This window comes from Streptomyces sp. BBFR25, assembly GCF_044590125.1.
Classification (GTDB): domain Bacteria; phylum Actinomycetota; class Actinomycetes; order Streptomycetales; family Streptomycetaceae; genus Streptomyces; species Streptomyces canus_D.
Map to the genome: position 1 here is coordinate 4,315,806 of NZ_CP172447.1, position 22,422 is coordinate 4,338,227.

The window sequence follows — 22,422 nt, forward strand, 5'->3', positions numbered from 1 at the left end:
CCCGTTCATGGCGCGGTCACTTCTTGCTGTCGATGACGGCCTCCATGACGTTCTTCGCGATCGGTGCCGCGAGGCCGCCGCCGGAGATGTCGTCGCGCACGGCGTTCTCGTCCTCGACCACCACGGCCACGGCGACGGGCGAGCTGCCGTCGTCGGCCTTGGCGTACGAGATGAACCAGGCGTAGGGGTTCTCGCTGTTGTCCACGCCGTGCTGTGCGGTACCGGTCTTGCCGCCCACCTTGACGCCGTCGATCTTGGCGTTGGTTCCCGTGCCGTCCTCGACGACGGTCTCCATCATGGACTGGAGGGTCTGGGCGTTGTCCGCGGACAGCGGCTTGCTCATCTCCTCGGGGTCCGTCTTCTCGATGGTGTCGAGGTTGGGTGCCTGGAGCTCGTCGACCATGTACGGCTTCATCAGGGTGCCGTTGTTGGCGATGGCGGAGGTGACCATGGCCATCTGCAGCGGGGTGGCGGCGGTGTTGTACTGGCCGATGGAGGAGAGCGCGGTCTGCGACTCGTTCATGTCGTCCGAGAAGACGGAGGCGCTGGAGCGGACCGGGACGAACTGCTCCTCGGTGAAGCCGAACTTCTTGGCCGTCTCGAGCATCTTGTCGTTGCCGAGGTCCGAGCCGACCTTGCCGAAGACCGTGTTGCAGGACACGCGGAGTGCCTCGCGGAGGGTGGCGTTCTCGCAGGGGAGGTCGCCCTCGTTGGGCAGCTCGGTGGTGGTGCCGGGCATCGTCCAGGGCAGCGGGGAGTCGGTCTTCTCGTCCGCCGAGTCGTACAGGCCGTGCTCCAGGGCGGCGGCCGCGGTGAGCACCTTGAAGGTGGAGCCGGGCGGGTAGACCTCGCGCAGGGCGCGGTTGAGCATCGGGTCGTCGGGGTTGTTCTTCTTCTGGAGCCTGTTCCAGGCCTCGCCGGCCGCGTCGTTGCTGCCCGCGATGGAGGTGGGGTCGTACGAGGGGTACGAGGCCATCGAGAGGATCTTGCCGGTGGACGGCTCGATCGCGACGACGGCGCCCTTGGCGCCCTGCTTCTTCAGACCGTCGTAGGCGGCCTTCTGTGCGGCGCTGTTGAGGGTGGTGACGACGTTGCCGCCCTCGCGCTTCTTGCCCGTGATCATGTCGAGGGTGTTGCGGAAGAAGAGCCGGTCGTCGTTGCCGGTGAGGATGCCGTCGTCGATGGCCTCGAGCTGGGTGGCGCCGTAGGCCTGGGAGACGTAGCCGGTGACGGGCGCCCACATGGCGCCGTCCTTGTAGGTGCGCTTGTACTTGAAGTCGCCCTCGGTGGTGGCGTGTCCGGTGACGGCCTTGCCGTCGACGATGATGTCGCCGCGGGGGGTGGCGTACCGCTCGATGGCGACACGGCGGTTGTGCTCGTCCTCCTTCAACTCGTCGGCCTGGACGTACTGGAGCCAGTTGTCCCGGATGAGGAGGGTCAGGACGAGGAGGCCGCAGAAGATCGCGATCCGGCGCAGTGGCTTGTTCACGGTCGGACCACCTGGGTCATCTCGGCGTCGGGGCTGGCGGGCGCGGCGGGTGCCGGTCTGCGCGCGGTGTCGCTGATGCGCAGCAGAATGCCGATCAGTGCCCAGTTGGCGATGACGGAGGAACCGCCGTACGCCAGGAAGGGCATGGTCATACCGGTGAGCGGGATGAGGCCCATGACACCGCCGGCGACGACGAAGACCTGGAGGGCGAAGGCGCCGGAGAGGCCGATGGCGAGGAGCTTGCCGAAGGGGTCGCGGGCGGCGAGGGCGGTGCGCACGCCGCGTTCCACGATCAAGGCGTAGAGCAGGAGCAGGGCCATCAGGCCGGCCAGGCCCAGTTCCTCGCCGAAGGTGGCGAGGATGAAGTCGGAGTTGGCGGCGAAGCGGATCAGCTCGGAGTGGCCCTGGCCCCAGCCGGTGCCGAGGGTGCCGCCGGAGCCGAAGGCCCACAGGGCCTGCATGGCCTGCTCGGAGTGGCCGACCTGGTTGGCCCGGGAGAGCGCGAACTCCCGCATCGGGTCGAGCCAGGCGTCGACGCGCTGCTGGATGTGCGGCTCGAAGCTGGCCACGCCGACGGCGCCGACCGCGGACATCAGCAGACCGAAGACGATCCAGCTGGTGCGCTCGGTGGCGACGTACAGCATGATCACGAACATGCCGAAGAACAGCAGCGAGGTACCGAGGTCGGTCTCGAAGACGAGGATGAGGATCGAGACGATCCAGACCACCAGGATGGGGCCGAGGTCGCGGCCGCGCGGCAGGTAGAGGCCCATGAAGCGGCGGCTGGCCAGGGCGAGCGCGTCGCGCTTCACCATCAGGTAGCCGGCGAAGAAGATCGCCAGGACGATCTTGGCGAACTCACCGGGCTGGATGGAGAAGGAGCCGACCTGGATCCAGATCTTGGCGCCGTAGATGTTCTTGCCGAGGCCCGGCACCAGCGGGAGCAGCAGCAGGAACAGGGCGCCGACCATGGAGATGTAGGTGTAGCGCTGCAGGACGCGGTGGTCCTTGAGGAAGACGAGCACGGCGACGAACAGGGCGATGCCCATCGCGGTGTAGATCAGCTGGCGGGGCGCCGCGTTGCCGGCCTGGTCGATGCTCTGGAGCAGTTCGGACTGGTCCAGGCGCCAGATGGCGACCAGCCCGAGGCCGTTGAGCAGGGTGGCCAGCGGCAGCAGCAGCGGATCCGCGTACGGCGCGAACTTGCGCACGACGAGGTGGCCGACGCCGGCCAGCAGGCCGAGGCCGAAGCCGTAGCTCAGCAGCCCCGCGGGCACCTCGTCGTTGATGGCAAGGCCCACGTTGGCGTAGGCGAAGACCGGGATGAGGACGGCGAACACGAGCAGAGCCAGCTCGGTGTTGCGCCGGCTCGGGGCGCCGATGGCGCCGATCGTGGACGTGTGGTGCGTCGACGGGTTGGTAGAACTGCTCATCGTGTGACAGGGCCTCTCACGGCTTGCCTACTGCTTACCGCACAGCGAGACGACCTTCTGCTCTTCCTCCGAGAGGGTCGGTCCTGAGCCTGGAGTGGGTGCGGTCGTGGACGGGGACTCGGACGATTCGGGTGCCTTGGGCGATCCCGACGGGTTCGGGCTCGGTGAGGCCTTGGACGTGAAGGAGGCGGGGGAGGTTCCCGTGGTCCCCCCGGCCTCGCCCTCGCCCGTCTTCGCGTTCTTCTCGGTCTCCGCGGTGCGCCGGTCGGCCTGCTTCTTGCAGGCGGAGGCCTGTACCGCCAGTTCCTCGATCTTGGCCCGGGCGTCGTTGAGGTCGCCCTCGGGGATGGTGGCCTCGACCAGTTTCTGCTGGTAGGGCGGCAGGTACTTGAGTTCGATCTCGGGGTGGTCCTTCTGGACCTTCGAGAGCGAGACCCAGGCGAGGTCCTGGCTGATGCCCCGGTACAGCGCGAGGTGGTCGTCGTTGGTGCCGACGTAGTACTGGGTCTGGGTCCAGCGCCAGCCGCCGTAGGTGCCGCCACCGATCACGGCGAGGGCGAGGGCGGTGTAGAGGGACCGCTTGAGCCACTTGCGGTTCTTGCGGGGTTTGACGAAGTCGTCGGGGCCGTAGTCGTCGAAGTCGCCGGTGGGGATGAAGCCGGTGACGTCGCCGCTGCCGGGCGGGCCGAACTCGCCGCCCCCGCCGCGCTGTCCGCCCGGCCGGCCGAGGCCCGCGGCGCGTCCGGCCGGGGTCTGCATGATGCCGTTGTCGCCCATCTGGGCCTGGTTCTCGGCGACGGCGCCGACGACCACGGGGGTGTCGGAGAGCTGCCCGGCGAGGGTGTCGCCGGTGTCGAGGTCGAGGACGTCGGCGACGATGACGGTGATGTTGTCGGGGCCGCCGCCGCGCAGCGCGAGCTGGATCAGCTCCTGGACGGTCTCCTGGGGGCCCTGGTAGCTGGCGAGGGTGTCCTCCATCGTCTGGTGGGAGACGACGCCGGAGAGCCCGTCGGAGCAGATCAGGTACCGGTCGCCGGCCCGCACCTCGCGGATGGACAGGTCGGGTTCGACGTGGTCGCCGCTGCCGAGGGCGCGCATCAGCAGGGAGCGCTGCGGGTGGGTGCCCGCCTCCTCCTCGGTGATCCGTCCCTCGTCGACGAGGCGCTGCACCCAGGTGTGGTCCTGGGTGATCTGGGTGAGGACGCCGTCGCGCAGCAGGTAGGCGCGGGAGTCGCCGACGTGGACCATGCCCAGGCGCTGGCCGGTCCACAACAGGGCGGTGAGCGTGGTGCCCATGCCCTCCAGGGCCGGGTCCTCCTCGACCATCTGCCGCAGCTGGTCGTTGGCGCGCTGGACGGCGGCGCCGAGGGAGGTGAGGACGTCGGAGCCGGGCACGTCGTCGTCGAGGGCGACGATGGTGGAGATCACCTCGGAGGAGGCGACCTCGCCGGCGGCCTGGCCGCCCATGCCGTCGGCGATGGCGAGCAGGCGCGGACCGGCGTAGCCGGAGTCCTCGTTGCCCTCCCGGATCATGCCCTTGTGGGAACCGGCGGCGAAACGCAGTGACAGACTCATGCGCACCTCGCCCGTCGGCTCCGACTGCAGCCGGTCGTGTCGAGCCACACTGCCCACCCTCCGGTCGGGAGCGCGCCGGGGCCCGGGGTGCCGGCCGCCGCTGCGTGCTCGCTCCGCTCGCGCTCATTCATTGGTGTAGCACTACTTCCGCAGCTCGATGACGGTCTTGCCGATGCGGATCGGCGCCCCGGGGCCAATCGGTGTGGGGGTCGTCAGCCGGGCCCGGTCCAGGTAGGTGCCGTTGGTGGAGCCCAGGTCCTCGACGATCCACTGGCCGTTCTGGTCCGGGTAGATCCTGGCATGGCGGCTGGAGGCGTAGTCGTCGTCCAGCACGATCGTCGAGTCGTGTGCCCGGCCGAGCGTGATGGTCTGGCCCTGGAGGGCAACGGTGGTGCCGGTGAGGGTGCCTTCCGTCACGACCAGCTTGGTGGGCGCGCCGCGGCGGCCGCGGCCACCGCCGGACTGCTGGCGCTGCGGTGGAGGCGCCTGGCCCTGGCGCGTGGCGGTCTGCTGCGGTCGGGCGGCGTCGCGCCGCGCGCCGCGCTGGGTGACCCGCGTACCGAAGAGGTCGCTGCGGATGACCTGCACGGCCACGATCACGAACAGCCACAGTACGGCGAGAAAACCCAACCGCATGACCGTGAGGGTCAGCTCTGACATTGCCCCCGGATCACCCTTCGGCTTGCCTGTAGATAACGGTGGTGCTGCCCACGACGATCCGTGAGCCGTCGCGGAGCGTAGCGCGGGTGGTGTGCTGCCCGTCCACCACGATGCCGTTGGTGGACCCGAGATCCTGGATCGTCGAGGGCGTTCCGGTCCGGATCTCGCAGTGCCGGCGGGAGACGCCGGGGTCGTCGATCCGCACGTCGGCCTCGGTGCTGCGGCCCAGCACGAGCGTCGCGCGGGAGATCTGATGGCGGGTGCCGTTGATCTCGATCCAGTGGCGGGTGCGACCGCCGGGTGCGGGTGCGGCCGGGGGCTGCTGGCCGCCGGCGGGCTGCGGGTAGCCGTAGCCGCCGGGACGGCCGGGTGGCGGCGCGGACGGCATGGGCGGGGCGCCCGCGGGGGCTGCGGCCGGCGGGTAGCCGTACCCGCCGCCCGGGGCGCTGGGCCGCGCGGGCGGGGCCGGGGGTGCCGCGGGGCCCGGGCCGCCCTGGTGGCTGGTGGAGGAGGCGAGCGTACGGCTGCGCACCCGGTACAGGCCGGTGTCGAGGTCGTCCGCCTTCTCCAGGTGGACCTTGATCGGTCCCATGAAGGTGTAGCGCTGCTGCTTGGCGTAGTCGCGGACCATGCCGGCCAGCTCGTCGCCGAGCTGCCCGGAGTAGGGGCTGAGGCGCTCGAAGTCGGGTGTGCTCAGTTCCACGATGAAGTCGTTGGGCACGACGGTGCGGTCGCGGTTCCAGATGGTCGCGTTGTTGTCGCATTCGCGCTGGAGCGCTCCCGCGATCTCCACGGGCTGCACCTCGGACTTGAACACCTTCGCGAAGGTGCCGTTGACCAGACCTTCGAGACGCTGCTCGAACTTCTTCAGGACTCCCATGGGGCACCTCCTCCGTCGCTGCCGTCCTGTCCACTGCCTTGCGTACTGCTGCCCTGCGTACCGCTGTCCCGCGCCGTGCCGTGCGGTCCTTCGCTGCCCACCTGGTACTGCTTACTGATCGTATCCACGCGCCGGTCGATCGGCTGGTTCCCCCTGTCGGCCCGGTCGACGGGTGTCGACGCCTCTCGGAGTTCCCGCCGGAGCTCCCCTTCGAACTCCCGCGGACCTTCGGGATGTGCTCCCGCAGGTACTCATGCCCAGGATCGTAGAGGCGGCCGCAGACCAGTGTCCCGCACCTGGCCGCGGTCCCCCACCGGCTCCTGGGGAGACGGGCCGGACCGGTACGAGGTTGATACGTGAACGGCCAAGGACCGGGACGAGTGCCCGAAGGAGGGCGGGCGCCCCGGTCCACGGGCGGAAAGGGATGTGAATCGGCCCCTTCCAGCGTGCTAATGTTCTCGTGTCGGAAGGCGCCGGACCGCAAGGAAAGGCCCGGAAGACACACCCAATGCGCGGGTGGCGGAATAGGCAGACGCGCTGGATTCAGGTTCCAGTGCCCGAAAGGGCGTGGGGGTTCAACTCCCCCCTCGCGCACCAGCCGGAAGCCCCCCAGGTCTCGGACCTGGGGGGCTTCCGCGTGTCCGGGTGCGGGCCCGCGGTGCCCGCGCTGTGAGGAAGGTCTCAGGACTCCTGCCGCCACAGCGCCGGCACGTTCGGCGGCTCCCAGCCCGACATCGAGGTGTGCGCCTGGAGGCAGCGGTAGGAGCGGCCGCCGTACGTCACCCGGGCGCCGGCGGTGTAGGCGCGGCCGCTCGCCCAGGTGCCGCCCGGCGGGTCGGTGGGCGGGTCGGTGGGCGGATCCGTGGGGCCGGTGTCGCCGTCCACGTTCAGGACGAAGTCGAAGGTGCCCTCCTTGCCGCCGCCTGCGCCGCGGACGTTCATCAGCAGCGCCGGATCGAAGAGCATGTCCGTGCTGTTGCGGGGCTCTCCGGGGAAGTACAGCTGGGTGGTCAGCACGGGCTCGCCGGGGGCCTGCACCTTGACGTGGATGTGCCGGGTGCGGCCGGGGTAGAGGCCGGGCACGATCGTCTTGAGGGCGAAGGCGCCGGTGGCGTCGCTGAACTGGTGGCCGCGGAAGGTGTACCCGGCCATGTCGTAGTCGCCGTTGTCGTCGGCCTGCCAGAAGTCGAGGAGCACGCCGGACAGCGGGACGCAGTTGCGGCCGAAGACGTAGCCGCTGACGGTGAGCGGGGTGCCCCGGGTGCCGGGGGTGACCAGGTTGGTGCGCAGCGGGGAGTTCGGCTTGAAGTACGGACCCTCCATCTGGTCCGGCGTCAGGTCGTCGCCGTCGTCGCAGTACGGGGTCGGCGTCAGCCGCTGGCCGTCGTTGGAGCGGGCGGCGTCCCGGGCCAGCGCGACGCCGCCGGTGGCGAGCAGCGGGACGGCGGCACCGGCGGCGACGGCGGCCCTGAGCAGCGTCTTGCGGCTGATCCCGCGGTCGGCGCCGGAGCCCGGGCCGGGCCGGGGTCCGGGTTCGGGCTCGTGGGGGGTGGGGGTGTCGGAGGTCATGGCGGTTCCTCGGTCTCCTCGGTGGGTGGTCCCTGGGGAAGGTGCGGGACGTGCGGCATCCGGGACGTCGGGGACAGGGAGCGCGCCCGCCGGCGCGGGGCAGGCTGCTGTAGGTGCTTCGGCGGGCGCGCTCCGTGGTGATCACTGGCCACCGTAGGCGCGCCGGGCGGGGCGGGGGCACCTCCTGTTTCGCCCCCTGCCCGGCGTTATGAGGGCGCGGACGGGCCCGTGTACGGGCGGTGCGGCCGGGGGTACGGTCGTGGCGCGCCGGCGCGGCGCGGGGTCACCGGTACACCGCACGGGTACGGCGAGGCACGGCACGACGCGGTACCGCGCGCGGGTGCGGACGGGTACGACGAGTACGGGGAGGGCGGCCAGGATGACCGGGGCGACGGCGGGGGCGGACACGGAGACGGCGACCGGAGGGGCGGCCGGGGCGGTGCCGACGGCCCGTGCGGACGCGGACGGGACGCGGGGGACGGGACGCGGGACGGGAGGGGCGGCGCCGGGCGGGCGGCTGCCGGTCGTTCCCGGGTTCGCGCGGTGGCCCGTGACCGGCTCGCCGAAGGCGGAGGGCAAGGCGCTGCGCACGCGGGTCCCGCGCTCCGCGCACGCCGCGCTCGACCTGGACGCCGCCCGGCCGGACGCGGTGCGCGCGGTCGAGGAGTCCCACCGCGGCCGGATACCGGGGCTCACCCCGATCCGCGCCGGGCGGATGGCGGCCACGCCGTTCGCGTTCCTGCGCGGGTCGGCGGGCCTGATGGCGTACGACCTGGCGCGCACGCCGGTGACCGGGATCGGCGCCCAGATCTGCGGGGACGCGCACGCCGCCAACTTCGGTCTCTACGGCGACGCCCGCGGCGGCCTGGTCATCGACCTGAACGACTTCGACGAGACGGTCCACGGCCCCTGGGAGTGGGACCTCAAGCGGCTCGCCGCCTCCCTGGTCCTCGCGGGCCGGGAGGCCGGCGCCGACGAGGACACCTGCCGCGAGGCCGCCCACGACGCGGCGGGCGCCTACCGGCGCACCATGCGGCTGCTGGCGAAGCTCCCCGCGCTGGACGCCTGGAACGCCATCGCGGACGAGGAACTGGTCTCCCACACCGACGCCCACGACCTGCTCGGCACCCTGGAGCGGGTCTCCGAGAAGGCGCGCGCCAACACCAGCGGGCGCTTCGCGGCGAAGTCCACCGAGTCCACCGAGGACGGCGGGCGGCGCTTCGTGGACGCGGTGCCGGTGCTGCGCCGGGTGCCGGACGCCGAGGCGGCGGCGGTCGCGGGCGCCCTGGAGGGGTACCTGGCCACCCTCTCCGAGGACCGGCTGCCGCTGCTGGCCCGGTACGCGGTGCACGACGTGGCCTTCCGCGTCGTCGGCACCGGCAGCGTGGGCACGCGGTCGTACGTCGTGCTGCTCCTGGACCACCGGGGCGAACCGCTCGTGCTCCAGGTCAAGGAGGCGCGGCCCTCCGCGCTGCTGCCGCACCTGGCCGCCGCCGGGTTCGAGGCGCCCGAGGTCGCGCACGAGGGCCACCGGGTCGTCATGGGGCAGAAGCGGATGCAGGTGGTCAGCGACATCCTGCTCGGCTGGACGTCGGTCGACGGACGGCCCTTCCAGGTACGGCAGTTCCGCAACCGCAAGGGCAGCGTCGACCCCGCGGCCCTGGCCGCCGACCAGCTCGACGACTACGGCCGGATGACCGGCGCCCTGCTGGCCCGGGCCCACGCGCACAGCGCCGACCCGCGGACGATCGCGGGGTACTGCGGCAAGAACGGCGAACTGGACGAGGCGGTGTCCGCCTTCGCCGTCGCCTACGCCGACCGCACCGAGGCGGACCACGCGGAGCTGCTGGCCGCGGTGCGTGCGGGGCGGGTGGCGGCGGAGCTGGGGGTGTGAGGGCGGGACGGGGTGCGCGGGCCGGGCCCCGGCCCGCGTCCGGGGCACCCCGCGCCGGACAGGCCCTAGGCTGGTCGGGTGACGACGCCGGAAGCTGAGCCCGAGCAGGGGGGTGCACCGCGTCCCGAGGAACGGCTGGAACAGGCCGTACGGGCCGCCGAGCAGGCACTCATCGAGTACGAGATCGCCCTGGAGACCTTCCGCGTGGAGGTCGAGAACTTCTCGCGGCTGCACGAGCAGCGGCTCGGCCCGGTGTACGCCCGGCTCGAGGAGCTGGAGGCGCAGATCCTGGAGGCCAGGGCGGCCCGTACGGGTGACGCCGACGACCTGCGCCGGGCCGACGAGGCGCGGGCCCGCCTGATGCCGATCCCCGGGGTCGAGGAGCTGCTGAACGGCTGGATGGACGGGGACGGGCTGTTCCCGGAGGCCACCGCGATGCTCACGGAACAGGCCGTACGCCCGCCGCAGCGGGTCCGGCCCGGCGAGGAGGCCCGCAGGCTCTACCGCGAGCTGGCCCGCAAGGCCCACCCCGACCTGGCCCAGGAGGAGGACGAGCGGCTACGGCGCGAGGAGTTCATCACCCGCGTCAACGCCGCCTACGCCCGCGGCGACGAGGCGGAGCTGCGCGAGCTGGCCGAGGAGTGGGCCGCCGGGCCGGTGCCCGAGCGGCGCCCGAGCCGCGGCGAGGAGCTGTACGCCCGCCTCGAATGGCTCGACCGGCGCAAGGAGCTGCTCACCCTGCTCGCCAAGGAGCTGGAGGAGAGCGCGATCGGCGCCATGCTCAGGCTCGCCCCGGACGATCCCGACCGGCTCCTCGACGAGATCGCCGAGCAGCTGGCGACCCAGGTCCGCGAGCGGGAGGCGGAGCTGGCGGGGGTGCTCGCGCAGGACTGAGCCGCCGGGTGGCGGCTCGGGTAGCGTCTGGGGCATGAGTTTCGGAGCTGGTGTGCCCACGGTCGGTGTCGAGGACCTCGCGGACGGCGACTTCCTGCTGGACGTCCGGGAGGACGACGAGTGGCAGGCGGGTCATGCCGCCGGGGCGCTGCACATTCCCCTCAGCGAGTTCGTGGCCCGGTACGGTGAGCTGGCCGAGGCCGCGCCGCAGGACGGCCGGGTGCACGTGCTCTGCCGTGTCGGGGGCCGTTCGGCGCAGGTCACCATGTACCTGGTCCAGCAGGGCGTCGACGCGGTGAACGTCGACGGGGGCATGCAGGAGTGGGCCGCGGCCGGGCGTCCCGTGGTGGACGACAAGGGGCAGCCGGGGCACGTGCTCTAGGCCGTCCCCGCCGGATGTGGCGACGGCCACGGTGCGGCCGGTCCGCCGGGGGCTGTGCGGGCGGCCGGTCCTGAGTACCGTTCCCGTTCGAACGTCGCCGAGCAGCCGTGCGGGTGGCGCGTGGGCGCCCCGTGGCGGGGCGGGCGGATGGATCGATCGGGACCGAACGGGGCGGAATGGACGCGTACGACAAGGGCTCGGGCGCCCGGCGGGGGCAGGACGGGGCCGCCGGGCCGGACGGCGAAGCGGACTCGCCCGAAACCGGCGGGACCGCCGGGGCCACCGAGCCCGCTGAGTCCACCGAGCCCGCCGAGCCCGCCGGGCGTGCCGCCGCTGCCGAGGGGGCGGTGGGGGCTTCCGGGGCGGCCGGGGCGACGGCCGAGGAGGCCGCTGTCCCAGGGCCCGCGCAGGAGGACCCCGTACAGCCCTCCGCTCCCCGTACCGGGGTCGCCGCGCTCTCCCCGCGCTACCAGGTCGGTGCCGTGGTCGCCCTCGCGGTGGTCGCGGTCGCCGTCTGCGCCCACATAGGCCTGGTGTTCCTGCACGTGGCCCCGTCCAACACCCTCACCAAGCAGCACGGCTCGGTGGTGGACGAATGGGTCTTCCCGGAGTTCGAGCAGAACTGGAAGCTCTTCGCGCCCAACCCCCTCCAGCAGAACGTCTCCGTCCAGGTCCGGGCGGAGGTCAGCACGGCGGGCGGCGAGATACGGACGACCGGCTGGTACGACCTGTCCGCCGAGGACGGCCGGGCCATCGACGGCAATCCGCTGCCGAGCCACACCCAGCAGAACGAACTGCGCCGGGCCTGGGACTTCTTCGTCGCCAGCCACGACTCCGACGACCGCCCGGTGGGGGTGCGGGGCACCCTCGCCGAGACGTATCTGCGGCGCATCGCGCTGCTGCGCCTGGACCGTGACGGGGCCGCCGGACCCGGCGGTGTCGTCGAGCGCGTGCAGTACCGTTCCCGGACCACGAACGTGGAGCCGCCGCCGTGGAGCGGTGAGAAGGTCTCCGACCGGCCCACCGTCCGCGAACTGCCCTGGTGGTCGGTGTCCCCGGAGACCCGGGGCGCGAAGGCCGGACAGGCCGGACAGGCCGAGCGGGACGGGGGCGCCGCGTGAACGCCGCCGTCCTCTCGGTCTCCCGCGGCATCGCCCGTGTCACGGGCGCCGCGCTCGGCCCGTACCAGAGCGCCGTGATCCGCATCGGCTTCAGCGCCACCTGGCTGCTCTTCCTGCTGCGCGAACTGCCCCACCGGGGCGAGCTGTACGGGCCGGACGGGCCCTGGAGCCACGACCTCGCCGAGCAGCTGATCGCGGACAACGGCGCCTTCACGGCGCTGATGTGGTCGGACGGGCGGGCCTGGTTCGAGATCGTCTACGCGCTGGCCGTCCTGAGCAGCGTGCTGCTCCTGCTGGGCTGGCGCACCCGGACCATGTCCGTGCTGTTCATGGTCGGGGTGCTCTCGCTGCAGAACCGCAGCGTCTTCATGGGGGACGGCGGCGACAACGTCATCCACCTGATGAGCATCTACCTGGTCCTGACCCGGTGCGGTCAGGTCTGGTCGCTGGACGCACGCCGGGCCCGGCGCACGGCCGCGGCACGCGCGCGGGGTGAGCGGGTCGTGGACCGGGTCGGTCCGGCGCTGTGGTGCGCCGGCGGGTTCCTGCTGCTCACGGTGACGCTGGCGGGCGGCTTCGACGGCGACTGGTTCGTCCCGGCGCTGCTGTGGGCGGTGTGGGTCGCGCTGGGGCTGTGGTGGGTCGTGGAGCGGGGCGCGGAGGGCAGCCAGCCGCGGATCCTGCTGGACGTGGTCGGCAACATCGTGCACAACGGCGCACTGTTCGTGATCATGGCCGAGGCGTGTCTGATCTACGCGACGGCCGGCTGGTACAAGATCCAGGGCTCGCGCTGGCAGGACGGCACGGCCGTCTACTACCCGCTGCACCTGGACTACTTCTCGCCGTGGCCCGCGCTCTCCGACGCGCTGTCCGCCAACGGCACGATGGTCATGCTCATCACCTACGGCACGGTCGCCGTGCAGGTCGCCTTCCCGTTCACGCTGTTCAACCGGCGGGTCAAGAACGTGCTCCTCGCCGCGATGATGACCGAGCACGCGGTGATCGCCGTGACGCTCGGGCTGCCGTTCTTCTCGCTGGCGATGATCGCCGCCGACGCGGTCTTCCTGCCGACCTCGTTCCTGCGCCGGCTGGGCGGCTGGGCGGCCCGCGCGCGCGGCCGGCTGTCCGGCCGGGGGCCCGCGGGGTCCCCAGCGGGTGCGCCGGAAGGGCGCGGGGACGGTGGTACGGCGACGGTGCCGGGGCCCAGGGCCCGTGGGGCCGGGGGAACGGCCGGAGCGGGTGCGGCGGATGCGGCGGACGGGAAGGACCCGGAGCACACGCACGTAGGCTTCCGGTCATGACCTCCTCGGGCCCAGGCCCCCACCCCGGCCCGCCGGGCGCCTGGCACCTGCACGCCGATCGGTGCGTGCTGCTGGACGGCTTCCACGCCCTCAAGCACGCGCTGCGCTTCGGCGCCGAGGTGCCGGTGGCGGTCACCAGCGACCGCGCGGGCGCCCTGGCCCTCGCCGACGAGCTGGCGCCGGACGTGCGCGAGGCGCTGGCGGGGCTGCTGACCGAGGTGCCGCACGCGACGTACGCGTCGCTCGTCGCCCGGCCGCACCCCACCGCGGTGGCCGCCCTGGCCGTACGGCCCTCGCGGGCGGCGGGTCTCGAGGCGCTGGCGCACACGCCCCGCCGGGCCCCCGTCGTGGTTCTCGACCAGCCGCGCAACCTCGGCAACGCGGGGGCGGTGATCCGGCTGGCCGCCGGTTTCGGGGCGACCGGCGTGGTCACCACCGGCACGCTCGACCCCTGGCACCCCACGGTGGTGCGCGGCGGGGCGGGGCTGCACTTCGCGACCGTCGTGGAACGGCTGGAGGTCGCCGATCTGCCGCCGGGGCCGGTGTTCGCGCTGGACCCGGAGGGCGAGGACATCCGGGGGCTGAAGCTGCCGGACGAGGCGCTGCTCGCGTTCGGCTCCGAGCGCAGCGGGCTCTCGGGCGAGCTGCGCGCGCGGGCCGACCAGCTGGTGGCGCTGCCGATGCGCCCCCAGGTCTCCAGCTACAACCTCGCGACCAGTGTGGCCATGACGCTGTACCACTGGAGCGCCGCCGGGGGCGCACCGCGGATGTCCTGACCGGGTGTCGTCCCCACCGGGTGCCGTCCGGATCAGGCCGGGCGGCGGACCTCCACCACCCGGAAGCGGTTCGCCACGAACGCGCCGTCGCACAGGGCCGCGTTGGCCGCCGGGTTGCCGCCGGAGCCGTGGAAGTCGGAGAAGGCGGCCGTCTGGTTGACGTACACCCCGCCGGTCAGGTTCAGGGAGAGCTGGGCCGCCTCCTCCAGGCAGACCTCCTGCACGGCCTCCTCGACCTCCGGGTCGGTCGTGTACGCGCCCACCGTCATCGCGCCCTTCTCGCGGACGCTGCGGCGCAGCAGCTCCACGGCGTGGTCGGCGGAGTCGACGGCGACGGCGAAGGAGACCGGGCCGAAGCACTCGCTGGTGTAGGCGGCCTCGTCACCGGGCTTGGCGCCGTCCAGCTTGACGATCACCGGGGTGCGCACCACCGCGTCCGGGAACTCCGGGTGGGTCACCTCGCGGGAGGCCAGGGCCACCTCGCCGAGACCGGCGGCGGCCTCCAGGCGGTCCTTGACGTCCGGGTTGACGATCGCGCCGAGCAGGGCGTTGGCGCGGGCGTCGTCGCCGAGGAGGCCGTCGACGGCGCGGGCCAGGTCGGCGGTGACCTCGTCGTAGGACTTGGCGCCCTGGTCGGTGCGGATGCCGTCGCGGGGGATCAGCAGGTTCTGCGGGGTGGTGCACATCTGGCCGCTGTAGAGGGAGAGCGAGAAGGCCAGGTTGGCGAGCATGCCCCGGTAGTCGTCGGTCGACTCCACGATCACCGTGTTGACGCCGGCCTTCTCCGTGTACACCTGGGCCTGGCGGGCGTTGGCCTCCAGCCAGTCGCCGAAGGCGGTGGAGCCGGTGTAGTCGATGATCCGGATCTCGGGGCGGGTCGCGAGGGTCTTGGCGATGCCCTCGCCGGGGCGCTCGGCGGCCAGCGCGACCAGGTTCGGGTCGAAGCCGGCCTCGGTGAGGACGTCGCGGGCGATTTGGACGGTGAGCGCGAGCGGCAGCACCGCGCGGGGGTGGGGCTTGACCAGGACCGCGTTGCCGGTGGCGAGGGAGGCGAAGAGACCGGGGTAGCCGTTCCACGTCGGGAAGGTGTTGCAGCCGATGACCAGGCCGATGCCGCGCGGGACCGGGGTGAACCGCTTGGTCAGCGCGAGCGGGTCGCGCTTGCCCTGCGGCTTGGTCCACTCCGCCGTCTCCGGGGTGCGGGACTGCTCCACGTACGCGTAGGCCACGGCCTCCATGCCGCGGTCCTGGGCGTGCGGGCCGCCCGCCTGGAAGGCCATCATGAAGGCCTGTCCGGAGGTGTGCATGACCGCCTGGGCGAACTCCATGGTGCGGTCGGCGATCCGGCGCAGGATCTCCAGGCAGACCATCGCGCGCAGCTCCGCGCCCGCGTCCCGCCACGCCTTCTGTCCGGCCGTCATGGCGGGCAGCAGCACGTCCAGGTCCGCGTGCGGGTACTCCACGCCCAGCTCCACGCCGTACGGGGAGACCTCGCCGCCCACCCAGCCGTCGGTGCCGGGCTGGCCGAGGTCGAGGCGGGTGCCGGACAGGGCGTCGAAGGCGGCCTTGCCCGCGGCCGTGTCCAGAGTGCCGTTCTCCCCGTAGGCCTTGGGGTGCTCGGGGTGGGGGGACCAGTACGCGCGCGTGCGGATCGTCTCCAGCGCCAGGTCCAGGGTCGGCCGGTGCCGGGCGATCAGCTGGTGTGCGGTGAGTTCGGCGGCCATGCGGGACCAACTCCTCGTCTCTCACGAACTCGCCGTCGACTCGTCGTCGAGTCCGTGGACCTGGGGGAAACCTGGGCAGGAACAGGTGGACACGGCTAGAGTAACCGAACGATCGGTCGGGACAAGGGGGACCGCCGCATCTGTGGAAAACCCCGTGCGGGAGGATCGCGCACATGACAGCACTCGACCTCAGCAGCCCCGTGGCCGTCGTCGGCACCGGCACCATGGGCCAGGGCATCGCCCAGGTGGCGCTGGTCGCGGGCCATCCCGTGCGGCTGTACGACGCCGTGCCGGACCGGGCCCGGGAAGCGGCCGACGCGATCGGCGCCCGGCTCGACCGGCTCGTCGAGAAGGAACGCCTCACCGGCGCCGAACGGGACGCCGCCCGCGCCCGGCTCACGGCCGCCGAGACCCTCGACGGGCTCGCCGGCTGCGCGCTCGTCGTCGAGGCGGTCGTGGAGCGGCTGGACGTCAAGCAGGAGCTGTTCCGGGCGCTGGAGGACGTCGTCGGCGACGACTGCCTGCTCGCCACCAACACCTCCTCCCTGTCCGTCACCGCCGTCGGGGGCGCGCTGCGCGTACCCGGCCGCTTCGTCGGCCTGCACTTCTTCAACCCCGCGCCGCTGCTGCCGCTGGTGGAGGTGGTCTCCGGGTTCGCGACCGACGCCGCGTCGGCCACGCGCGCGTACGAGACCGCCCGTGCCTGGGGCAAGACCCCGGTGAGCTGCGCCGACACCCCCGGTTTCATCGTCAACCGCATCGCCCGGCCCTTCTACGCCGAGGCCCTCGCGGTGTACGAGGACCGGGGCGCGGACCCGGCCACCATCGACGCCGTGCTGCGCGAGTCGGGCGGCTTCAGAATGGGCGCCTTCGAGCTGACCGACCTCATCGGGCAGGACGTCAACGAGTCCGTCACGCACTCCGTGTGGCAGGCGTTCTTCCAGGACGTGCGCTTCACCCCGTCCCTGGCCCAGCGCCGCCTGGTCGAGTCCGGCCGGCTCGGCCGCAAGAGCGGACAGGGCTGGTACGACTACCGCGACGGCGCCGAGCGCCCCGAGCCGCACACCGCCGGACCGGCCGAGGCGCCCGCGTACGTCGTCGTCGAGGGGGACCTGGGCCCGGCGGCCGAGCTGGTCGCGCTGATCCGGGAGGCGGGCGTCGAGGTGCGTCCGGAGGACGGGTACGGCGCGGGAAGGCTCGTCCTGCCCGGCGGCGGCACGCTGCGCCTCACCGACGGCGAACCGCCCGTGTCGGAGGACCTCGTCCACTTCGACCTCGCCCTCGACTACCGCGCGGCCACCCGGATCGCCCTGTCCGCGTCCCGACGCGTCCGTCCGGGCCTCCTGTCCGAGGCCACCGGCCTGTTCCAGGCGCTCGGCAAGAAGGTCAGCGTCATCGGCGACGTCCCCGGCATGATCGTGGCCCGGACCGTCGCCCGGATCATCGACCTGGCGTTCGATGCCGTGGCCAAGGGTGTGGCCGCCCCCGAGGACGTCGACACGGCGATGCGCCTGGGGGTGAACTACCCACTCGGCCCCTTCGCCTGGAGCCGTCGGCTCGGCGACACCTGGGCCTACTACCTGCTGGCCGACCTGCACGAGTGGGAACCGTCCGGGCGTTGCGCGCCGTCCCCGGCACTCCACCGCCACGTCGAGGCCGCCGAGGACCGGGAGGGCACCCCCTCATGACCACCGCCAAGCGCGACACGTACACGCCCGAGACACTGCTGTCCGTCGCCGTGCAGGTCTTCATCGAGCGCGGCTACGACGGCACCTCCATGGAGCACCTGTCCAAGGCGGCGGGGATCTCCAAGTCTTCGATATACCACCACGTCTCGGGCAAGGAGGAGCTGCTGCGCCGGGCCGTGAGCCGGGCCCTGGACGAGCTGTTCGGGATCCTCGACGAGGAGCACGCGCGCGTGGGGACCGCCGCCGAGCGCCTCGAGTACGTCGTGCGGCGCATGGTCGAGGTGCTCATGGCCGAGCTGCCCTACGTGACGCTGCTGCTGCGGGTGCGCGGCAACACCGGCACCGAGCGGTGGGCGCTGGAGCGTCGGCGCGAGTTCGACCACCGGGTCGCCGCCCTGCTGAAGGACGCGGCGGCGGAGGGGGACGTGCGCGCGGACGTGGAGGTGCGGCTCGCGACCCGCCTCGTCTTCGGCATGATCAACTCGATCGTCGAGTGGTACCGGCCCGAGGGCCCCGACGGCCGGAGCGGCGCCGGCGAGCGCGAGGTGGTCGACGCGGTGGCGCGGCTGGTGTTCGGGGGGCTGCGCAAGGCGTCCTGAGCCGTCGCGAGCCGTGGCGAGCCGTCCCGTGGCGGCCCCGGGTCGGCCCCGGCCCGGCGCCGTCGGTCAGCTCTGCGGTTCCAGGTCCTCGGTCTCGAAGACCAGCAGGGTGCGGGTGCTGAGCACCTCCGGGATGGCCTGGAGACGGCTGAGCACCAGCTCGCGCAGGGCCCGGTTGTCCGGGGTGTGCACCAGGAGCAGGACGTCGAAGTCGCCGCCCACCAGGGCGATGTGCGAGGCCCCGGGCAGCTGCCGCAGCTGGGCGCGGACCGTCCGCCAGGAGTTCTGGACGATCTTCAGGGTGATGTAGGCCGAGGTGCCGTGCCCGGCGCGTTCGTGGTCGACGCGGGCGCCGAAACCGCGGATCACGCCGTCCTCGACGAGCCGGTTGATGCGCGCGTAGGCGTTGGCGCGCGAGACGTGCACCCGCTCCGCGACCGACCGTATGGAGGCCCGGCCGTCCGCCTGGAGCATGCGCAGGATGTCCTGGTCGATGGCGTCCAGCGGGCGCGGGGGCGGCGGGGCCCCGGCCTCGTCCGTGCCGCCGCCCTCCCCGGGGCGATCGGCCATTTGTTCAGATGCCACGTGCCCCCGCCTTCCCCTCATGGACGTACTGCGTCCATCTCAGGCTGTGGAGAACCGTTTGTCCACAGCCTGAGGGTGTGTGTAGCCAAAATGTGCCGACGACCGAACAATCGGTAGGTGAGGCCCGTCACACCCGTGGCGAGCCCGAAGCCGTCTCCCACGAGGAGGTGCCGTCATGACGGTCATGGAGCAGCGGGGCGCGTACCGGCCCACACCGCCGCCGGCCTGGCAGCCCCGAACCGACCCCGCGCCGCTGCTGCCCGACACGGAGCCCTACCGGGTCCTCGGCACCAAGGCAGCGGACCGCGCCGACACCGAGCTGCTGCGCACGCTGTATACCCGGCTGGTGCACGGCCGGCGCTACAACGCGCAGGCCACGGCGCTGACCAAGCAGGGCCGGCTGGCCGTCTACCCCTCCAGCACCGGTCAGGAGGCGTGCGAGGTGGCCGCCGCGCTGGCCCTTCAGGAGCGGGACTGGCTCTTCCCCAGCTACCGCGACACCCTCGCGGTCGTCTCGCGCGGCGTCGACCCCGTCGAGGCCCTCACCCTGCTGCGCGGCGACTGGCACACCGGCTACGACCCCTACGAGCACCGGGTCGCCCCGCTGTCCACGCCGCTGGCCACTCAGCTGCCGCACGCCGTGGGCCTCGCCCACGCCGCCCGCCTCAAGGGCGACGACGTGGTCGCGCTGGCCATGGTCGGCGACGGCGGCACCAGCGAGGGCGACTTCCACGAGGCGCTGAACTTCGCCGCCGTCTGGCGGGCCCCGGTCGTCTTCCTCGTGCAGAACAACGGCTTCGCGATCTCCGTCCCGCTCGACAAGCAGACCGCCGCACCGTCGCTGGCCCACAAGGCCGTCGGCTACGGCATGCCCGGCCGCCTGGTCGACGGCAACGACGCCGCCGCGGTGCACGAGGTCCTGTCCGACGCCGTACGGCACGCGCGCGCGGGCGGCGGCCCCACACTGGTGGAGGCGGTGACGTACCGCGTGGAGGCGCACACCAACGCCGACGACGCCACGCGCTACCGGGGCGACGCCGAGGTGGAGACCTGGCGCCGGCACGACCCGGTCGAGCTGCTGGAGCGGGAGCTGACCGAGCGCGGCCTGCTCGACGAGGACGGCATCCGCGCCGCCCGCGAGGAGGCCGAGACCATGGCCGCCGACCTGCGCGCCCGCATGAACCAGGACCCGGCGCTGAACCCGCTGGACCTGTTCGCCCACGTCTACGCGCAGCCGACACCGCAACTGCGCGAACAGCGGGACCAGTTGCGCGCGGAGCTGGACGCGGAGGCCGAGGCGGACTCCGCGTCCGCACCGCAGGGGGGACACCGATGACCACCGTCGCCGCCAAGCCGGCCACCATGGCGCAGGCCCTCACGCGCGCGCTGCGCGACGCCATGGCCGCCGACCCGGGCGTGCACGTTCTGGGCGAGGACGTGGGCACCCTCGGCGGAGTCTTCCGGATCACCGACGGGCTCGCCGCGGAGTTCGGCGAGGACCGCTGCACGGACACCCCGCTCGCCGAGGCGGGCATCCTCGGCACCGCCGTCGGCATGGCGATGTACGGGCTGCGCCCGGTCGTCGAGATGCAGTTCGACGCCTTCGCCTACCCGGCGTTCGAGCAGGTCGTCAGCCACGTCACCAAGATGCGCAACCGCACCCGCGGGAAGATGCCCCTGCCGCTGACCATCCGCGTCCCCTACGGCGGCGGGATCGGCGGCGTCGAGCACCACAGCGACTCGTCCGAGGCGTACTACATGGCGACTGCGGGGCTCCATGTCGTCACGCCCGCGACGGTCGCCGACGCCTACGGGCTGCTGCGCGCCTCCATCGCCTCCGACGACCCGGTGGTCTTCCTCGAGCCGAAGCGGCTGTACTGGTCGAAGGACGCGTGGAACCCCGAGGAGCCGGCGTCCGTTGAACCGGTGGGCCGCGCGGTGGTGCGGCGTTCCGGCCGGAGCGCCACACTCATCACGTACGGACCGTCGCTGGCCGTCTGCATGGAGGCGGCCGAGGCGGCCCGGGCCGAGGGCTGGGACCTCGAAGTCGTCGATCTGCGCTCCCTGGTGCCGTTCGACGACGAGACGGTGTGCGCTTCGGTGCGGCGGACGGGACGCGCGGTCGTCGTCCACGAGTCGGGTTCCTTCGGGGGCCCGGGCGGGGAGATCGCGGCCCGGGTCACGGAGCGCTGCTTCCACCACCTGGAGGCGCCGGTGCTGCGGGTGGCCGGGTTCGACATCCCGTATCCTCCGCCGATGCTGGAGCGTCACCACCTGCCTGGTGTGGACCGGATCCTGGACGCCGTGGGGCGCCTGCAGTGGGAGGCCGAAAGCTGATGGCACACGCTTCTGACGGGCGCAGCCTGGAGTTCAAGCTGCCCGACCTCGGTGAGGGGCTCACCGAGGCGGAGATCGTGCGCTGGCTGGTCGAGGTCGGCGACGTGGTCGCCGTGGACCAGCCGGTCGTCGAGGTCGAGACGGCCAAGGCGATGGTCGAGGTGCCCTGCCCCTACGGGGGCGTGGTCACCGCCCGCTTCGGCGAGGAGGGCACGGAGCTGCCCGTCGGGGCGCCACTGATCACCGTGGCCGTGGGCGACGCGGCGGCCGACGTGCCGGCGCGGGGGCCCGGCACGTCGGCCGCCACCGGCACCGCCGAGTCACCGGCCGACGAGGCGCCCGCCGCGGAGCGGAAGGCGGAGGGCTCCGGCAACGTCCTGGTCGGCTACGGCACCTCCGAGGCGCCCGCGCGGCGGCGCAGGGTGCGAGCCGACCGGCAGGCCGCCACCGGCGCGTCCGGGCGGGCCAACGGCCGGGTCCGCGGCGCCGAGCCGGTGGACGGCCCGGTCCCGGTCATCTCCCCGCTGGTGCGCAGGCTGGCCCGGCAGCACGACCTGGACCTGCGCGAGCTGACCGGTTCGGGGCCGGACGGGCTGATCCTGCGGGCGGACGTGGAGTACGCGCTGCGTGCCGCCGCCGCGCAGGGCGGCCGTACGGCGGTCCAGGAGGCCGGGACGGACCGGGCGCGGGATGCCGCGTCCCCCGCCCTCCCCGCTTCCTCCCCCGGGTCTGCCGACGCGCGCCCCGACGGCACCCGCGTCCCCCTCAAGGGCGTGCGCGGCGCCGTCGCCGACAAGCTCTCCCGCAGCCGGCGCGAGATCCCGGACGCGACCTGCTGGGTGGACGCCGACGCGACCGAGCTGATGCGGGCGCGCACCGCGATGAACGCCTCCGGCGGGCCCAGGATCTCCCTGGTCGCCCTGCTGGCCCGGATCTGCACGGCCGCCCTGGCCCGGTTCCCGGAGCTGAACGCGACGGTCGACACGGAGGCCCGGGAGATCGTCCGGCTCGACCGGGTCCACCTCGGCTTCGCCGCCCAGACGGACCGGGGGCTGGTCGTGCCGGTCGTCCGGGACGCGCACGCGCGGGACGCCGAGTCGCTCACCGCGGAGTTCGCCCGGCTGACCGAGGCGGCCCGCGCGGGTCGGCTGACGCCGGGCGAGCTGACCGGCGGCACCTTCACGCTGAACAACTACGGCGTGTTCGGCGTCGACGGCTCCACGCCGATCATCAACCACCCCGAGGCGGCCATGCTCGGCGTCGGCCGCATCGTCCCCAAGCCCTGGGTGCACGAGGGGGAGCTGGCGGTGCGTCAGGTCGTGCAGCTCTCGCTCACCTTCGACCACCGGGTGTGCGACGGCGGCACGGCGGGCGGATTCCTGCGGTACGTGGCGGACTGCGTGGAACAGCCGGCGGTGCTGCTGCGGACCCTGTGACCGGGGCGACGGCGCCCGCAAGGTGACGGTGTGTCCGCACACCCGCCGATCGCGCGGGCTCCCCTGCGTTCCCTGTGAT

19 protein-coding genes and 1 tRNA gene are annotated in these 22,422 nt (G+C 73.0%); 12 read left to right on the forward strand and 8 right to left on the reverse strand.

The features are described 5' to 3' along the window. Positions 1–16: 16 nt before the first annotated feature. The 5 genes from ACGH52_RS19630 to fhaA all read right to left on the reverse strand — a co-directional run bounded on the left by ACGH52_RS19630 (position 17) and on the right by fhaA (position 6,037). A complete protein-coding gene (locus ACGH52_RS19630) occupies positions 17–1,489 on the reverse strand; it encodes a peptidoglycan D,D-transpeptidase FtsI family protein (RefSeq protein WP_399941053.1) in 1,473 nt (490 codons plus the stop codon). Beyond that, on the reverse strand, positions 1,486–2,922 hold the full coding sequence (locus ACGH52_RS19635; protein WP_076975175.1) for an FtsW/RodA/SpoVE family cell cycle protein: 1,437 nt from the start codon (positions 2,920–2,922) through the stop codon (positions 1,486–1,488). The genes ACGH52_RS19630 and ACGH52_RS19635 overlap by 4 nt, the downstream gene beginning before the upstream one ends. 27 nt (positions 2,923–2,949) lie before the next feature. Then, positions 2,950–4,497, reverse strand: a complete 1,548-nt coding sequence (locus ACGH52_RS19640) for a Stp1/IreP family PP2C-type Ser/Thr phosphatase (RefSeq protein WP_076975201.1) — start codon at positions 4,495–4,497, stop codon at positions 2,950–2,952. A gap of 141 nt (positions 4,498–4,638) precedes the next feature. Then, a complete protein-coding gene (gene fhaB, locus ACGH52_RS19645) occupies positions 4,639–5,157 on the reverse strand; it encodes an antibiotic biosynthesis regulator FhaB (RefSeq protein WP_003975090.1) in 519 nt (172 codons plus the stop codon). A 10-nt stretch (positions 5,158–5,167) separates the two neighbouring features. Next, entirely contained in the window at positions 5,168–6,037 is an 870-nt protein-coding gene (gene fhaA, locus ACGH52_RS19650; protein WP_087808351.1) for an antibiotic biosynthesis regulator FhaA, read from the reverse strand. A 510-nt stretch (positions 6,038–6,547) separates the two neighbouring features. Between fhaA and ACGH52_RS19655 the strand changes: the two genes are divergently transcribed. Then, a tRNA-Leu gene (locus ACGH52_RS19655) sits at positions 6,548–6,634 on the forward strand. Positions 6,635–6,718: 84 nt separating this feature from the next. On the opposite strand, the gene ACGH52_RS19660 is transcribed toward ACGH52_RS19655, so the two are convergent. Beyond that, complete coding sequence (locus tag ACGH52_RS19660) at positions 6,719–7,606, reverse strand: carbohydrate-binding protein (RefSeq protein WP_399941058.1); 888 nt, start codon at positions 7,604–7,606, stop codon at positions 6,719–6,721. A gap of 379 nt (positions 7,607–7,985) precedes the next feature. Between ACGH52_RS19660 and ACGH52_RS19665 the strand changes: the two genes are divergently transcribed. The 6 genes from ACGH52_RS19665 (at position 7,986) to ACGH52_RS19690 (ending at position 13,974) form a co-directional block, all read left to right on the forward strand. Further along, entirely contained in the window at positions 7,986–9,500 is a 1,515-nt protein-coding gene (locus tag ACGH52_RS19665) for a DUF2252 domain-containing protein (RefSeq protein WP_210975183.1), read from the forward strand. 78 nt (positions 9,501–9,578) lie between these two features. Further along, a complete protein-coding gene (locus ACGH52_RS19670) occupies positions 9,579–10,394 on the forward strand; it encodes a hypothetical protein (RefSeq protein ID WP_076975171.1) in 816 nt (271 codons plus the stop codon). 52 nt (positions 10,395–10,446) lie between these two features. Next, positions 10,447–10,776 (forward strand): rhodanese-like domain-containing protein, encoded by a 330-nt coding sequence (locus ACGH52_RS19675; protein WP_121700476.1) that lies wholly within the window; start codon positions 10,447–10,449, stop codon positions 10,774–10,776. A 176-nt stretch (positions 10,777–10,952) separates the two neighbouring features. Then, positions 10,953–11,897: a DUF5819 family protein gene (locus ACGH52_RS19680; protein WP_399941062.1), complete on the forward strand. Its 945-nt coding sequence runs from the start codon at positions 10,953–10,955 to the stop codon at positions 11,895–11,897. Continuing rightward, positions 11,894–13,198, forward strand: a complete 1,305-nt coding sequence (locus ACGH52_RS19685; protein ID WP_121701433.1) for an HTTM domain-containing protein — start codon at positions 11,894–11,896, stop codon at positions 13,196–13,198. The genes ACGH52_RS19680 and ACGH52_RS19685 overlap by 4 nt, the downstream gene beginning before the upstream one ends. After that, positions 13,195–13,974 carry an RNA methyltransferase gene (locus ACGH52_RS19690; protein ID WP_076975167.1) on the forward strand — a complete coding sequence of 260 codons (780 nt, stop codon included), beginning with the start codon at positions 13,195–13,197 and terminating at the stop codon, positions 13,972–13,974. Before ACGH52_RS19685 ends, ACGH52_RS19690 begins: the two co-directional genes overlap by 4 nt. 32 nt (positions 13,975–14,006) lie before the next feature. On the opposite strand, the gene paaN is transcribed toward ACGH52_RS19690, so the two are convergent. Continuing rightward, positions 14,007–15,698 (reverse strand): phenylacetic acid degradation protein PaaN, encoded by a 1,692-nt coding sequence (gene paaN / locus ACGH52_RS19695; protein WP_399941066.1) that lies wholly within the window; start codon positions 15,696–15,698, stop codon positions 14,007–14,009. A 173-nt stretch (positions 15,699–15,871) separates the two neighbouring features. On the opposite strand from paaN, the gene ACGH52_RS19700 reads away from it, so the two are divergent. Together ACGH52_RS19700 and ACGH52_RS19705 are read left to right on the forward strand one after the other, a co-directional pair. Beyond that, positions 15,872–17,386, forward strand: a complete 1,515-nt coding sequence (locus ACGH52_RS19700; RefSeq protein ID WP_399941069.1) for a 3-hydroxyacyl-CoA dehydrogenase — start codon at positions 15,872–15,874, stop codon at positions 17,384–17,386. Then, positions 17,383–17,985 (forward strand): TetR/AcrR family transcriptional regulator, encoded by a 603-nt coding sequence (locus ACGH52_RS19705; RefSeq protein WP_210975187.1) that lies wholly within the window; start codon positions 17,383–17,385, stop codon positions 17,983–17,985. Before ACGH52_RS19700 ends, ACGH52_RS19705 begins: the two co-directional genes overlap by 4 nt. A gap of 66 nt (positions 17,986–18,051) precedes the next feature. Here the strand turns inward: ACGH52_RS19705 and ACGH52_RS19710 are convergent, their stop codons facing one another. Beyond that, entirely contained in the window at positions 18,052–18,555 is a 504-nt protein-coding gene (locus tag ACGH52_RS19710; RefSeq protein ID WP_121701438.1) for an Lrp/AsnC family transcriptional regulator, read from the reverse strand. A 190-nt stretch (positions 18,556–18,745) separates the two neighbouring features. Between ACGH52_RS19710 and pdhA the strand changes: the two genes are divergently transcribed. The 3 genes from pdhA to ACGH52_RS19725 are packed head-to-tail and all read left to right on the forward strand — an operon-like array spanning position 18,746 to position 22,343. Further along, entirely contained in the window at positions 18,746–19,906 is a 1,161-nt protein-coding gene (gene pdhA, locus ACGH52_RS19715) for a pyruvate dehydrogenase (acetyl-transferring) E1 component subunit alpha (RefSeq protein WP_399941073.1), read from the forward strand. Beyond that, positions 19,903–20,907 carry an alpha-ketoacid dehydrogenase subunit beta gene (locus ACGH52_RS19720; protein WP_399941076.1) on the forward strand — a complete coding sequence of 335 codons (1,005 nt, stop codon included), beginning with the start codon at positions 19,903–19,905 and terminating at the stop codon, positions 20,905–20,907. The genes pdhA and ACGH52_RS19720 overlap by 4 nt, the downstream gene beginning before the upstream one ends. Beyond that, positions 20,907–22,343: a dihydrolipoamide acetyltransferase family protein gene (locus ACGH52_RS19725; RefSeq protein WP_399941078.1), complete on the forward strand. Its 1,437-nt coding sequence runs from the start codon at positions 20,907–20,909 to the stop codon at positions 22,341–22,343. Before ACGH52_RS19720 ends, ACGH52_RS19725 begins: the two co-directional genes overlap by 1 nt. Positions 22,344–22,422 lie beyond the last annotated feature (79 nt).

Bases quoted from the DNA above. Each gene is read 5' to 3' on its own strand.
- ACGH52_RS19635 (WP_076975175.1), bottom strand. From the start codon at position 2,922: ATGAGCAGTTCTACCAACCCGTCGACGCACCACACGTCCACGATCGGC.
- ACGH52_RS19640 (WP_076975201.1), bottom strand. From the start codon at position 4,497: ATGAGTCTGTCACTGCGTTTCGCCGCCGGTTCCCACAAGGGCATGATC.
- fhaB (WP_003975090.1), bottom strand. From the start codon at position 5,157: ATGTCAGAGCTGACCCTCACGGTCATGCGGTTGGGTTTTCTCGCCGTA.
- fhaA (WP_087808351.1), bottom strand. From the start codon at position 6,037: ATGGGAGTCCTGAAGAAGTTCGAGCAGCGTCTCGAAGGTCTGGTCAAC.
- ACGH52_RS19660 (WP_399941058.1), bottom strand. From the start codon at position 7,606: ATGACCTCCGACACCCCCACCCCCCACGAGCCCGAACCCGGACCCCGG.
- ACGH52_RS19665 (WP_210975183.1), top strand. From the start codon at position 7,986: ATGACCGGGGCGACGGCGGGGGCGGACACGGAGACGGCGACCGGAGGG.
- ACGH52_RS19680 (WP_399941062.1), top strand. From the start codon at position 10,953: ATGGACGCGTACGACAAGGGCTCGGGCGCCCGGCGGGGGCAGGACGGG.
- ACGH52_RS19690 (WP_076975167.1), top strand. From the start codon at position 13,195: ATGACCTCCTCGGGCCCAGGCCCCCACCCCGGCCCGCCGGGCGCCTGG.
- paaN (WP_399941066.1), bottom strand. From the start codon at position 15,698: ATGGCCGCCGAACTCACCGCACACCAGCTGATCGCCCGGCACCGGCCG.
- ACGH52_RS19700 (WP_399941069.1), top strand. From the start codon at position 15,872: ATGACAGCACTCGACCTCAGCAGCCCCGTGGCCGTCGTCGGCACCGGC.
- ACGH52_RS19705 (WP_210975187.1), top strand. From the start codon at position 17,383: ATGACCACCGCCAAGCGCGACACGTACACGCCCGAGACACTGCTGTCC.
- ACGH52_RS19710 (WP_121701438.1), bottom strand. From the start codon at position 18,555: ATGGCCGATCGCCCCGGGGAGGGCGGCGGCACGGACGAGGCCGGGGCC.
- pdhA (WP_399941073.1), top strand. From the start codon at position 18,746: ATGACGGTCATGGAGCAGCGGGGCGCGTACCGGCCCACACCGCCGCCG.
- ACGH52_RS19720 (WP_399941076.1), top strand. From the start codon at position 19,903: ATGACCACCGTCGCCGCCAAGCCGGCCACCATGGCGCAGGCCCTCACG.
- ACGH52_RS19725 (WP_399941078.1), top strand. From the start codon at position 20,907: ATGGCACACGCTTCTGACGGGCGCAGCCTGGAGTTCAAGCTGCCCGAC.